We start from the raw sequence: 12,798 nt of genomic DNA on the forward strand, positions 1-12,798 counted from the left end.
CAAACTCCTTACTGGATCGTTACCGACCCGCGCATAGGTTTTCCAGTGTCACACACGGGTGGTCAACAGCGCTGACAGCGGCCGGAACGGCTGCAGCCACGCCCCCTGATCTGGCAGCGAATCCAAACCGATCCGCGGCAACGGCTCCCTGAAGACACCGGCGATGTCCTCCAGGTCGACGAAATCCAAGGTATCCGACGCTAGCGCCCAACTCGCGTGTTCGCGAAATCCGAGCACCTGCACGGGCACCCCGGTGTGGGCGATCTCCTCGAGCGGTTCCCGGAACGCCTGACCGTCGGCCGAGGCCACGACCAGCGCCGCGAGCCCCTCTTGGCGCCGCTGTTCGATGTGGGCGAGCATGTCCCGGTCGACGTCGCTGTCCTCGTCGATCTTCGGTTTGGCGAAGACCGCGAACCCCACGTTGCGCAGGGCGTCCACCCAGGGCCGGACCACCTCGGCACTGCCCGGGGCGATGTTGGTGAAGACGGTCGCCTCGGGTTCGACGACCACCCCGGGACTCTCGGCGCTGACCTCGGCCGTCCGGGACAGCAGCCACCGGCCGAGCGCGTCGAAGCGGGGGCGCTCCATGGCCGTCGGCCGGCGGCCCAGGATCGAGCCGAGGCCCATGTCGAGGTTGGGTGCGTCCCACACCAGCAGGACCCGCCCGCCCGACGCCGAGAAGCCCGACATGCCGGAATCGGCCGGGTCGGCCGGGGATTCCAGGGGTTCGGGCGCTGCTGTGGTCTCTTCCGCCAGGCTCATGCTCGTCTTATCCAGATCAGCTCGGTCACGGCGCTGCCCGCCTCGTGGGCCTTGGTCTCGTACTTGGTGGTGGGGCGGGCGACCGAGACCGGCAACTCGGTGCCGGGATCGACCCGGCGCAGTCGCGGTTCGCCCATCCCGGCCTCGGCGATGTGCTCGGCGTAACCCGGGTGGTCCGTCGCCGCGTGCAGGACACCACCGGGGAGTAGTCGGTCGGCGATCATGCCAAGCGTGACCGGCTGCAGGAAGCGGCGCTTGTGGTGGCGTGCCTTCGGCCACGGATCCGGGAAGAAGACGCGGACCCCGCTCAGCGAGCCCGGGACGATCAGGCGTTGCAGCACGTCGATTCCGTTGCCGCGGATCAGCCGGATGTTGCCGACCTGCTCCCGGTCGATCGCGCACAGCAGCTGGGCCAGGCCCCGCCGGTAGACCTCGACCGCGATCACGTCGACGTCGGGCTCCACCTGGGCCATCGCCAGCGTCGACGACCCGCTGCCGCAGCCGATCTCGAGCACCACCGGTGCGGCGCGGCCGAACCAGGCACGGGTGTCCAGCGGCTCGCCGCCCGGGACCTCCTGGTCACCCAGCGACAGACCAAGCTCCGGCCACCGGCGTTCCCAGGTGTCGCGCTGGGCCCCGGACAGCGCGGAACGCCGCGAGCGGAACGCCGTGGCCGGCAGGCGGCGCTGTTCGCGATCGGTCCCCGACGGGCCCGGAGCGGGCGTCATGCCCGGCGCCCCCGCATCCACCGGTGTGTCGGGCCGTACCCCCACGCCGGGTTGCGCATGCATTTGTTCATCGTGGCCCATAAACGCCCCTGAATGCCCGATGTAGCCGACCCTGGTCCGGATTGATACCCAACAGTTGCCTTCGGCTGGTAACAGATGAACGGTGGCTCGCATCTCTTTCATCCGGGTGCCACCATTCGGTGGTACCGCTCGGCGACGACGCGGGCCGCACCCGGCCGCCACGGTGTGCTGGGACCGGGGGCGACCGCGCACCGCCCGGCAAACGCACCCGGCCTCGCAGACGAGGCTACAGCCGGATCCACGGGGGCGGGCGGGCCGACCGGACGGGGGCAGGGCATGAAGGGGCAGGGGCACCGAATCTTCGTCGACGAGCTGAGGCGATTCGCCGCCGGGCACGCCGACCCCCGGGTGACGGCGATCGCCGAGCGCACCGCCGAACCGCTGCGCGTGGTGGTCCGCGGACGCCGGGGGGCCGGACGCAGCACCGTGGCGCGCGCCCTGCGGGCGGCGGGGGAGCGGGCCACCGCCGGGCCGGCGACGTTCCGGGAGATACCTGCGGCGCGCGCGGTGGGCTCCGGCGTCGACCTGATCGTCGACTTGATCGTCTACGTGATCGCCGAGGTGATCAAGCCCGAGGACGCCGAAGCGATCGCGGCCGCCCGGCACCCGGTGCTGGCGGTGCTGAGCAAGGCCGACCTGGTCGGCTCCCTGTCCGGCCGCACCGGTGACGGGCCGACGGCGGCGGCGCGCGCCCGGTGCGCCGATCTCGCGGCGCTCGCCGGAGTGCCCGTCGAGCCGATGATCGGGTTGCTCGCCGTCGCCGCGCTCGACGGCCTCGACGACGGCCTGTGGGCCGCGCTGCGGGTGCTGGCCGACGAGCCCGGCCACGCCGACCTGTTCGACCTGTCCTGCGACGGGTTCCTCACGGCTGACGCCGCGGTGCCCGCCGACGTCCGGCTGCGCCTGCTGGACACGCTGGGCCTGTTCGGCGCCGCCCTCGCGGTGGCCGCGCTGCGCCAGGGCAGGACGGCGGCGCAGGTCCGGGTCCTGCTGCGCCGGATGAGCCGCGTCGATGCCGTCCTGGGCGCGCTGTCGGCCGTCGGCGCCGAGGTGCGCTACCGGCGGGTGCTCGATGCCGTCGCCGAGCTGGAGGCCCTCGCCGTCGGGGACGAGGCGATCAGCGGCTTCCTCACCCGCGACGACACGGTGGTGGCCAGGATGGCCGCCGCGGTCGACGTGGCGGAGGCGGCCGGGCTCGAGGTCGGCCCCGTCTCCGCCGGGGGCGCCGACGCCGACGCGGCCGCCCACCTGCCGCGGGCCGTGCGGTGGCAGCGCTACAGCATGGGCAGGCTGGGCCCGGTCAGCGACCTGCACCGCGCCTGCGGCGCGGACATCGCCCGGGGATCGCTGCGGCTGTGGTCACGGGCCTGCGGCTCGTTGCCCGAGCAGTCGGGCAAGGCGTGGTGAGCGGCGACGCGCCCGACGGAGACGATCCGGTCGCCCGGGTCGACGACCGCGTCGCGGCGGTGGCGCCCCAGCTGGGTCCGCCCACCCTCACCCGGCGCGACGTGGTGTTGGTCACCGGACCCTGGCTGGCCGGCGTGACCGCGGTCGCCGACGCGCTGCGCGAGCGGCTGCCGCAGCACAAGTTCGTCGAGTCGGCGGACCTCGGTCCCGGTGACGCGCCGGCGGCGGTGGTGTTCGTCGTGTCGGCGGCGGCCCCACTGACCCCGTCCGACTGCGCGCTGCTCGACGCCGCGGCCGCCGGCACCGACGTGGTGGTGGGGGTCGTGTCGAAGATCGACGTGCAGCACGGCTGGCGCGACGTGCTCGAGACCGACCGCGAGACGCTGGCCGCCCACGCGCCCCGCTACGCCGCCGTGCCGTGGGTGGGCGCGGCCGCGCTGCCCGACCTCGGCGAGCCCAGGATGGACGACGTGGTCGAGTGCGTGACCGCCCGGCTCGCCGATCCCGACCTGGTGCGGCGCAACCGGTTGCGGGCATGGGAGGCGCGGCTGCGCCACGCCGCGCAACGCTTCGACCGCGACGCCGACGGGCCCGGCCGCCGGGCCCGCGTCGATGCGCTGCGGGACGAGCGCGGCGCCGCGTTGCGGCAGCGGCGCCAGGCGAGATCCGAGCGCACCATCATGCTGCGCGGTCAGCTCCAGCAGGCGCGGGTCCAGTTGTCCCACTTCGCGCGCAACCGCTGCGCGTCGGTGCGGACCGAGTTGCAGGAGGACGCCGCGCGCCTGTCGCGGCGGGACATGCCCGGCTTCGAGGCCGGGGCGCGGGCGCGGGCGGACGAGGTGGTCGCCGAGGTCAGCGAGGGCACCGCCGCCCACCTGGCGGATGTGGCCCAGGTGGTGGGCGTGCCCCTGGAACTCCCGGGCCTCGAGCTGGACCCGGGGGAGCTGCCGTCGGTCGACGCCGCCGGGCCGCCTCTCAAATCGCGGCGGCAGGAGACTTGGCTGATGACGCTGCTGGGCGCCGGATTCGGGTTGGGCGTGGCGCTGACGTTGAGCCGGATGGTGTCCGGCCTGGCCCCCCGCCTCGATCCCGCAATGCAGATCGCCGGTGCCGTGGTCTGCGTGGCGGTCGGGCTGGCCGTCACGTTCCTGGTGGTCAACCTGCGCGGCCTGCTGCACGACCGCGCGCTGCTGGACCGCTGGGCGGGCGAGCTGACGTCGTCGCTGCGCTCCGTCGTGGAGGAGTTGGTCGCGACCCGGGTGTTGACCGCGGAGTCGGCGCTGAGCAACGCCCTGGTCGTCCGTGACGAGGCGGAGAACGCGCGGGTCGGCGAGCGGGTCAGCGCCATCGACACCGAGCTGCGCGAGCACGCCGCCGCCGCGGCGCGGGCCGCCGCGGCGCGGGACAGGGAGATGCCGGCGCTGGCCGCCGCACTCGAAGTCGTGCGTGAGGAACTGGGCGAACCGGGTATACGGCAGCTTGAGTGCCGGGCCCAGGGCGCCGACACCCGCGAACCGCCGCCTAGGAGCGCAAATGACAGCGATTGCTGACTTTTGGCACCGGTTTCTGAATCGTTGTAGTGAGCAGGCTTATACCCGCCCGAGCCTTACTCGACAAGTTGCTCACGATAACCTGTAGTTAACGCCACCAGGTCAATCGTTGTGTGGGCCTGGCTATAAATACAGACGCCCGTAAGCACGCAGGAGAATTCAGGAGAGTTCGATGACCTCAGCGACCATTCCCGGTCTGGATAACGCGCCGACGAAGCACCAGGGTCTGCTGTCGTGGGTACATGAGGTCGCCGAGCTCACGCAGCCCGACCGGGTGATGTTCGCCGACGGCTCCGACGAGGAGTGGCAACGGCTCTGCGAGCAGCTGGTCGAGGCGGGCACGTTCAAGCGGGTGAACGAGAAGAACTTCCCCAACTCGTTCGTGGCGCAGTCGGATCCCTCCGACGTGGCGCGGGTGGAGTCCCGGACGTTCATCTGCTCGGAGCGCGAGGAGGACGCCGGGCCGACCAACAACTGGAAAGACCCGGCCGAGATGCGGTCGACCCTGACCGACCTGTACCGCGGCTGCATGCGCGGCCGCACGATGTGGGTGGTGCCGTTCTGCATGGGCCCGCTGGGCGCCGAAGACCCCAAGCTGGGCGTGGAGATCACCGACTCCGAATACGTCGTCGTCTCCATGAAGGTGATGACCCGCATGGGCAAGGCCGCCCTGGAGAAGATCGGCGACGACGGATTCTTCGTCAAGGCGCTGCACTCGGTCGGCGCCCCGCTGGAGCCGGGCCAGAAGGACGTGCCCTGGCCGTGCAACGACACCAAGTACATCACCCAGTTCCCGGAGACCCGGGAGATCTGGAGCTACGGCTCCGGCTACGGCGGCAACGCGCTGCTGGGCAAGAAGTGCTACGCGCTGCGGATCGCCTCGGTCATGGCCCGCGACGAGGGCTGGCTGGCCGAGCACATGCTGATCCTCAAGCTGATCTCCCCGGAGAACAAGGCCTACTACATCGCGGCGGCGTTCCCGTCGGCGTGCGGCAAGACCAACCTGGCGATGCTGCAGCCCACCGTCCCGGGCTGGCGCGCCGAGACGCTCGGCGACGACATCGCCTGGATGCGTTTCGGCAAGGACGGGCGCCTGTACGCGGTCAACCCCGAGTCGGGGTTCTTCGGCGTGGCGCCGGGCACGAACTGGAAGTCCAACCCCAACGCCATGCGGACCATCGCCGCGGGCAACACGATCTTCACCAATGTGGCGGTCGACGACGACGGCGACGTGTGGTGGGAGGACCTGGAGGGCGAGCCGCCGCACCTCATCGACTGGAAGGGCAACGACTGGTACTTCCGGGAGACCGAAACCGCGGCGGCCCACCCGAATTCGCGCTACTGCACCCCGATGTCGCAATGCCCGATCCTGGCGCCGGAGTGGGACGACCCGCAGGGCGTGCCGATCTCGGCGATCCTGTTCGGAGCCCGCCGCAAGACGACCGTGCCGCTGGTGACGCAGGCCCGCGACTGGCAACACGGGGTGTTCATGGGCGCCACCATGGCCTCCGAGCGCACCGCCGCCGCCGAGGGCACGGTGGGCTCCGTGCGGCGCGACCCGATGGCGATGCTGCCGTTCATGGGCTACCACGTCGGGGACTACATGCAGCACTGGATCGACATCGGCAAGAACTCCGACGAGTCCAAGCTGCCGAAGGTGTTCTTCGTCAACTGGTTCCGTCGCGGCGAGGGCGGCAAGTTCCTGTGGCCCGGGTTCGGGGAGAACAGTCGGGTGCTCAAGTGGGTCATCGACCGCATCGAGCACACGGCCGGTGGCCAGGACACCGCGATCGGCACGGTGCCGTCGGTCGAGGACATCGACATGGACGGCCTCGACGCCAGCGCCGAGGACGTGGCGGCGGCGCTGGCCGTCCGGCCCGACGAATGGCGGGAGGAGTTGCCGCTGATCGAGGAGTGGTTCGAGTTCATCGGCGACAAGCTGCCCACCGGTGTCAAGGACGAGTTCGAGGCGCTCAAGCAGCGGCTGGCCGAGGCCGACTGACCGCCGCTCGGCGGTCGGCTAGGAGCCGCGCCGCCGACGCCTCTCGATCGGCGTGACCGTCGCGGGGGTGGGCTGTGTTTCCGGGTCCCGTTCGGGCGTTGGGCCGCCGTGGCGCGGCTGTGCTGCCACGCTATGGCGGGGATCGCGGGCGCACATCCGTAGCCGGGTACGCGATCTCGTCCGGCCGGAACGCTGACGCTACGTGGAGTCGGCCGCCTACGCGCCCGACTCCACCGGCGGTTCGCTTGGAGACCACGAGCCGCTCGGCGATCTCGCGGGTGCTCAGCCCCGCAACCAGCAGGTTGGCGATCTCGCGTTCCCGGGCGCTGAGCGGCAGCGGCCGGGCGGCCGCGGTCAGCGCCGGCGTGTGCATGCCACCGCCCGCGCGCGGAACATCTCGGCGGCTTGCGCGGCGGCGTCGGCGGCCGGCAACAGCGCCCCGAGCTGCTCGTCGACCAGCGAGGCGAGTTCCTCGCTCACCGCGGCGCGTCCGCGCAGCTGCCAGATGCCGCGCACCTGGCGCAACGTGCCGGCCTCCACGGCCCCCTCGACGAGGTGGCGCAGGAGCGCGTTGCCGCCGGTGTCCCCCCACATCGCGTCCGCGCTGAGGCCTTCGACGGGCCGCCGAGCACCCGCTCGACCCGCTCGACGGACTGCTTCTTGTCGAATGGCCGCGGCCAGGAACGCCGTCGGGTCGCGGGTGGTGCCCGCCCCGACGAGGTAGGTGAACGAGCCCAGCGGGATGCCGCGCGACGAGGCCGTTCCGGCCACCCAGCGCACCCGGTTGGGCAGCGACCCGGCGACGTCACGGGCCAGGGTGGTCTTCCCGACGCCGCCCTGCCCGGTCAGGGCAGCGCGGACCGCCGCGAACTCCGGCTCGCGGCGCATCAGCGGCCAATCGTCGGCGCCCACCAGAGCCAAGTCAGCGCCAGCAGAGGTAAAAGCCCCCCTTTACGGGCACAGAATGGGGGCTTCTACGTCTGGTCGGCGGGTGGGTAATACAGTCTGCGCATGGAGATCCGCCCCCACACTTCCGCTCGGGGAGGCGCGGGCAAGCCCGCGGTCATCCTCCACCCGTCGGGCACCGTCGTCACCTTCGATGAGCTGGAGGCGCGGGCCAACCGGCTGGCGCACTACTTCCGCAAGGCCGGCCTGGTCGAGGGCGACGCCGTCGCGATCCTGATGGAGAACAACGAGCACATCCACGCGGTGATGTGGGCGGCGCGCCGCAGCGGCCTGTACTACGTGCCGATCAACACCCACCTGACCGCGGCCGAGGCCGCCTACATCGTCGACAACAGCGCCGCCAGGGCGATCGTCGGCTCGGCGGCGCTGCGCAAGATCTGCGAGAACCTCGGCGAGCACCTGCCCGGCGGCCTGCCCGAGCTGCTGTTGATCGCCTCGGGCGAGGAGGATGCCGAGCTGCCCGGGTGGCAGCGCTACCCCGAATGCGTTGCCGACCAACCCGACACGCCCATCGACGACGAGCTCGAGGGCGACCTGCTGCAGTACTCCTCGGGCACCACGGGCCGCCCCAAGGGCATCAAACGCGCCCTCCCGCACGTCCCGCCCTCGGAGGCGCCCGGCATGATGTCGGCGCTGGTGAGCTTCTGGATGACGCCGGATTCGATCTACCTGAGCCCGGCGCCGCTGTACCACACCGCGCCGTCGGTGTGGTCGATGAGCGCGCAGGCCGGGGGCATCACCACGGTGGTGATGGAGAAGTTCGACCCGGAGGGCTGCCTCGAGGCGATCCAGCGCTACCACGTCACGCACGGTCAGTTCGTGCCGGCGATGTTCACCAGGATGCTCAAACTCCCCGAGGCGGTGCGCAATTCGTACGACCTGTCCAGCCTGCAGCGGGTGATGCACGCGGCGGCCCCGTGCCCGGTGGAGATCAAGAAGCAGATGATCGACTGGTGGGGTCCCATCATCGACGAGTACTACGCCTCCTCGGAGGCGATCGGGTCGACGCTGATCAGCTCCGAGGAGTGGCTGGCCCACCCGGGTTCGGTCGGCAAGCCGATGTCGTGTGAGATCCACATCCTCGACGAGGCCGGCAACGAGCTGCCGCCGGGTGCGTCCGGCGAGATCTACTTCGCCGGCGGCTACGACTTCGAGTACCTCAACGACGAGGAGAAGACCGCCTCCTCCCGCGACCACCGCGGGTGGGTGACCGTCGGCGACGTCGGCTACGTCGACGACGAGGGGTACCTGTACCTGACCGACCGGCGGCACCACATGATCATCTCCGGCGGGGTGAACATCTACCCGCAGGAGACCGAGAACCTTCTGGTCACCCACCCGAAAGTCCTCGACGCGGCGGTGTTCGGCATCCCCGACGACGAGATGGGCCAGAGCGTCAAGGCGGTGGTGCAGACGGTGGACCCGGCCGACGCCACCGAGGCGTTCGCCGACGAGCTGCTGGGCTGGCTGCGGGATCGCCTGTCGCACTACAAGTGTCCGCGGTCGATCTCGTTCGAGGCGCAGCTGCCGCGCACCGACACCGGCAAGCTGTACAAGGGGGAGCTGGTCAAGAAGTACTCGATGTGACGCTGCGCGTCGTCGATCTGGCCGAGCCGGCGGACGCCGACGAGCTCATGTCGGCAGGGCAGCCGCCCGGGGTGCTCGTCGCCGTCGGACCGGTCGCCGGTGCACCCGAATACTGGCTCGAACGAGCGACTTTCACCCTCACCGAGCAGCGCTGCGCGGACCGGCGGGTCGTCACCGTCGACTCCGTGCCCGACGCCCTGGCCGAGCTCGACGAGCGCTGCCGACGTTGGCCGCACGCCAGCAGCGTGTGCGACGACGTGCTGCGCTGCATCGATCCCGACGGCCCGGCGCTGACCGGTGTGGTGACCGAGTCGCTGGCCTACTCGACCCTGCAGGCGGGCCCGGAGTTCGCGCGCTGGCTCGCGCAGCGCGGGCCCGCGCGCATGCCCGGCAGCGCCGAGCCGGTGCAGGCGCGCCGCGACGGCGACGTCCTGCGGATCAGGTTCAACCGCCCGCACCGGCACAACGCGTTCTCCACCGGGGCGCGCGCCGCGCTGCTGGAGGCGCTGGCAGTCGCCCGGCTGGACCCGTCGGTGACCGGGGTGGTGCTGAGCGGCAACGGGCCGTCGTTCTGCAGCGGGGGAGACCTGGCCGAGTTCGGCACGCTCGCCGACCCGGCGAGCGCACACCTGGCCCGCACCCGTCACAGCCCCGCCCTGGCGCTCGACGCGCTCACCGCCAGGCTGGGCCGGGACTGCCGCGCCGAGGTGCACGGGCGGGTGCTGGGCAGCGGCCTGGAGATGGCGGCCTTCTGCGGGTGGGTCGCCGCGGCGGCCGACTCGGTGTTCGGGCTGCCCGAGCTGGCGCTGGGCCTGATCCCGGGCGCCGGCGGGACCGTCAGCGTGACGCGCCGCATCGGGCGCTGGCGCACGGCGTATCTGGTGTTGTCGGGACGCACCATCGGCACCGAGACCGCCCTTGACTGGGGGCTGGTGGACGCTAGTTACCTTGGCGTGCAAGGTGTTCAGGGCGTTCAGTAGCCCGGAAGCGTCGTGGCGGCGGGCGTTCGGGGCATCTCGGTCACCGCGACCGTGAGGATGACCAGGTACAGCACCCCGATGATCAGGTAGAAGGAGGCGGCCGCGATCGCGCCGATGACGGCCCACCTCTTGGCGTCGGCGGCCGCGGTCTGTGCCTCGGCGAAGCGCCCCTGGGCCCACAGGCCGGACACCTTGCTGGAGTACACGATCGACACGATGCCCAGCGGCAGGCAGCACAGGACCGCGCACAGGACCGCCCAGAGGAGGTAGTTGTCCGGCTCCCGCGGGGCCGGCCAGCCCTGCCAGCCCGGGGAACCCCCATAGGACCCCGGCGGATAACTCATGGCGACCGACTTTCCCGCTCGGCTCGCCTGATGGGAGAAGTCAGGCAAATAGAGTGTCAGAGGCCGCCGCGGGCCACCAGTTGCGCGGCGATCACGTTGCGCTGGATCTCATTGGTTCCCTCTCCGACGATCATCAACGGCGCGTCGCGGAAGTACCTTTCGACGTCGTACTCGGTGGAGTAGCCGTAGCCGCCGTGGATGCGCATGGCGTTCAGGGCGATCTCCATCGCCACCTCGGAGGCGAACAGCTTGGCCATCCCGGCCTCCATGTCGGCGCGCTCGCCGCTGTCGTAGCGCTCGGCCGCGTAGCGGGTGAGCTGGCGGGCCGCGGTGAGCTTGGTGGCCATCTCGGCCAGGTAGTTGCCGACGGACTGGTGCTGCCAGATCGGCCGGCCGAAGCTCTCCCGCTGCCGGGCGTAGTCCAGCGCGTCCTCGAGCGCGGCCGTGGCCACGCCCAGCGCCCGCGCGGCCACCTGAATGCGGCCCGTCTCAAGGCCTTTCATCATCTGCGCAAAGCCCTGCCCCGGTTCGCCGCCCAGGATGGCCGAGCGCGGAGCGCGGTAGCCGTCGAAGGACAGCTCGCAGGCTTCGACGCCCTTGTAGCCCAGCTTGGGCAGGTCCCGCGAGACTGTCAGGCCGGGCCCGTGCTCGACGAGGAGCACCGAGATGCCCGCGTGCCGCGGCGCGGCGTTCGGGTCGGTCTTGCACAGCAGCGCGATCAGCCCGGAGCGGCGCGCGTTGGAGATCCAGGTCTTGGACCCGTTGATCAGCAACCCATCGGAGCCGTCGGGCAGCGCGGTCGTCGACATGTTCTGCAGGTCGGAGCCGCCGCCCGGCTCGGTCAGCGCCATGGTGGCCCGCAGCTCGCCGGTGGCCATCGGCGGCAGGTACGTCCGCTTCTGCTCGTCGGTGCCGAACAGCGTCAGCAGCTTGGCCACCACGGTGTGGCCGCCCATCGCGCCGGCCAGGCTCATCCAGCCGCGCGCCAGCTCCTGGGTGACCCGCACATAGCACGGCGTCGACACCGGCGACCCGCCGTACTCCTCACCGATGGCCAGGCCGTAGATGCCGATCCGCTTCATCTGCTCGATCCACGCCTCGGGGTAGGTGTTGGCGTGCTCCACCTCGCGGACGGTCGGCTTGACGTCGCGGTCGACGAACGCCCGGACCGTGGCCACCAGCATGTCTTCTTCGTCTGTCACGCATGCCATATTGCCCCCGATCGGACGGGCTGCCAGCATGTGGCGTTGTGACGTACGCCGGAATCCGCGAGGGTGGTCCCTACTTCGACGACCTGTCCGTGGGTCAGGTCTTCGATTGGGCGCCCCCGATGACGCTCTCGGCGGGGGTGGCCGCCGCGCACCAGGCGATCGTGGGGGACCGGTTGAGGTTGTGCCTCGACGCCGAACTGTGCACCGCGGTGACCGGGGAGCCCGGTCCGCTGGCGCACCCGGCGCTGGTCTGTGACGTCGCGATCGGGCAGTCGACGGTGGCCACTCAGCGGGTCAAGGCCAACCTGTTCTACCGCGGCCTTGTCTTCCACCGTTTCCCGGCGGTCGGTGACACCATCTACACCCGCACGGAAGTGGTTGGGTTGCGCGTCAATTCGGTCAAGCCGGGGCGCGCGCCGACGGGCATGGCGGCGCTGCGGATGGTCACGACCGACCAGGCCGACCGCATGGTGCTCGACTTCTACCGGTGCGCCATGCTGCCGGCGAGCCCCGGCTGGACGCCCCCGGCGGAGCCCGGCGACGACCTGTCGGCGATCGACGCCGACGTGCCCGGCCCCGCCCACGACCCGGCCGGGCAATGGCAGCCCGAGGTCTTCCGGGCCAGGGTGCCCGGGCCCCATTTCGACGCGGGCGTCGCGGGCTCGGTGCGGCGCAGCAGCGGCGACGTGGTCAGCAGCGCTCCGGAGCTGGCCCGCCTTACGCTCAATGTCGCCGGTGCGCACCATGATTCGCGCGTGGGCGGCCGGCGGCTGGTCTACGGCGGGCACACCATCGGGCTGGCGCTCGCGCAGGCCTCCCGCTTGCTGCCGAACCTGGCGACGGTGCTGGGCTGGCGGTCGTGCGACCACACCGGGCCCGTCCACGAGGGCGACACCCTCTACAGCGAGCTGCACGTGGAGTCGGCCGAGCCGACCGGTCGCGGGGGCGTGCTGGGGCTGCGCTCGCTGGTCTACGCCGTCGGCGAGGCCGACGGTGCGCCGGATCGGCCGGTGCTGGACTGGCGGTTCAGCGCGCTGCAGTTCTGACCGCCCTGGCTCAGCCGTGGCTGCCGGCCCTCCCTGGGTGGTGGGAAGACGTCGGATGTTCGCCATGAACTCGGGTCTACCGGTGTTAGTCGATCACTGGATACAATCCCGAAACCCATCCCGTATGCGTGGCG

Annotated in this window: 12 protein-coding genes; 6 read left to right on the plus strand and 6 right to left on the minus strand. The window is 71.4% G+C overall.

Features of this window, described 5'->3' with window-relative positions; translation table 11 throughout:
- Positions 1–48: 48 nt before the first annotated feature.
- On the minus strand, positions 49–762 hold the full coding sequence (locus ACJ512_RS01860) for an NYN domain-containing protein (protein ID WP_407687331.1): 714 nt from the start codon (positions 760–762) through the stop codon (positions 49–51).
- A complete protein-coding gene (gene trmB / locus ACJ512_RS01865) occupies positions 759–1,571 on the minus strand; it encodes a tRNA (guanosine(46)-N7)-methyltransferase TrmB (RefSeq protein ID WP_407687330.1) in 813 nt (270 codons plus the stop codon). The genes ACJ512_RS01860 and trmB overlap by 4 nt, the downstream gene beginning before the upstream one ends.
- A 276-nt stretch (positions 1,572–1,847) precedes the next feature.
- Here trmB and ACJ512_RS01870 point away from each other — a divergent pair, with 276 nt between their 5' ends.
- From ACJ512_RS01870 to ACJ512_RS01880, 3 genes are all read left to right on the plus strand, one after another.
- Complete coding sequence (locus tag ACJ512_RS01870) at positions 1,848–2,978, plus strand: hypothetical protein (RefSeq protein ID WP_407687329.1); 1,131 nt, start codon at positions 1,848–1,850, stop codon at positions 2,976–2,978.
- Positions 2,975–4,528, plus strand: coding sequence for a hypothetical protein (locus tag ACJ512_RS01875; RefSeq protein ID WP_407687328.1), 1,554 nt, complete (start codon positions 2,975–2,977; stop codon positions 4,526–4,528). Before ACJ512_RS01870 ends, ACJ512_RS01875 begins: the two co-directional genes overlap by 4 nt.
- A gap of 172 nt (positions 4,529–4,700) precedes the next feature.
- A complete protein-coding gene (locus ACJ512_RS01880; RefSeq protein WP_407687327.1) occupies positions 4,701–6,530 on the plus strand; it encodes a phosphoenolpyruvate carboxykinase (GTP) in 1,830 nt (609 codons plus the stop codon).
- 130 nt (positions 6,531–6,660) lie between these two features.
- On the opposite strand, the gene ACJ512_RS01885 is transcribed toward ACJ512_RS01880, so the two are convergent.
- Complete coding sequence (locus tag ACJ512_RS01885; protein ID WP_407687326.1) at positions 6,661–6,903, minus strand: LuxR C-terminal-related transcriptional regulator; 243 nt, start codon at positions 6,901–6,903, stop codon at positions 6,661–6,663.
- A complete protein-coding gene (locus ACJ512_RS01890; protein ID WP_407687325.1) occupies positions 6,885–7,442 on the minus strand; it encodes a hypothetical protein in 558 nt (185 codons plus the stop codon). Before ACJ512_RS01890 ends, ACJ512_RS01885 begins: the two co-directional genes overlap by 19 nt.
- Positions 7,443–7,541: 99 nt before the next feature.
- Here ACJ512_RS01890 and fadD4 point away from each other — a divergent pair, with 99 nt between their 5' ends.
- The gene (fadD4, locus tag ACJ512_RS01895; RefSeq protein ID WP_407687324.1) at positions 7,542–9,083 is read left to right on the plus strand and encodes a fatty-acid--CoA ligase FadD4; all 1,542 of its coding nucleotides are present in this window, start codon (positions 7,542–7,544) and stop codon (positions 9,081–9,083) included.
- Positions 9,084–9,130: 47 nt separating this feature from the next.
- Positions 9,131–10,063 (plus strand): enoyl-CoA hydratase/isomerase family protein, encoded by a 933-nt coding sequence (locus ACJ512_RS01900; protein WP_407687338.1) that lies wholly within the window; start codon positions 9,131–9,133, stop codon positions 10,061–10,063.
- Here the strand turns inward: ACJ512_RS01900 and ACJ512_RS01905 are convergent.
- Positions 10,057–10,407: a CD225/dispanin family protein gene (locus ACJ512_RS01905; RefSeq protein WP_407687323.1), complete on the minus strand. Its 351-nt coding sequence runs from the start codon at positions 10,405–10,407 to the stop codon at positions 10,057–10,059. The two genes, ACJ512_RS01900 and ACJ512_RS01905, sit on opposite strands and share 7 nt — an antisense overlap.
- Before the next feature lie 56 nt (positions 10,408–10,463).
- Positions 10,464–11,609, minus strand: a complete 1,146-nt coding sequence (locus ACJ512_RS01910; RefSeq protein ID WP_461479945.1) for an acyl-CoA dehydrogenase family protein — start codon at positions 11,607–11,609, stop codon at positions 10,464–10,466.
- A gap of 47 nt (positions 11,610–11,656) precedes the next feature.
- On the opposite strand from ACJ512_RS01910, the gene ACJ512_RS01915 reads away from it, so the two are divergent.
- Positions 11,657–12,664, plus strand: coding sequence for a MaoC family dehydratase (locus ACJ512_RS01915; protein ID WP_407687321.1), 1,008 nt, complete (start codon positions 11,657–11,659; stop codon positions 12,662–12,664).
- Positions 12,665–12,798 lie beyond the last annotated feature (134 nt).

Origin of the sequence: Mycobacterium cajalii, assembly GCF_045809005.2 — a bacterium.
Classification (GTDB): domain Bacteria; phylum Actinomycetota; class Actinomycetes; order Mycobacteriales; family Mycobacteriaceae; genus Mycobacterium.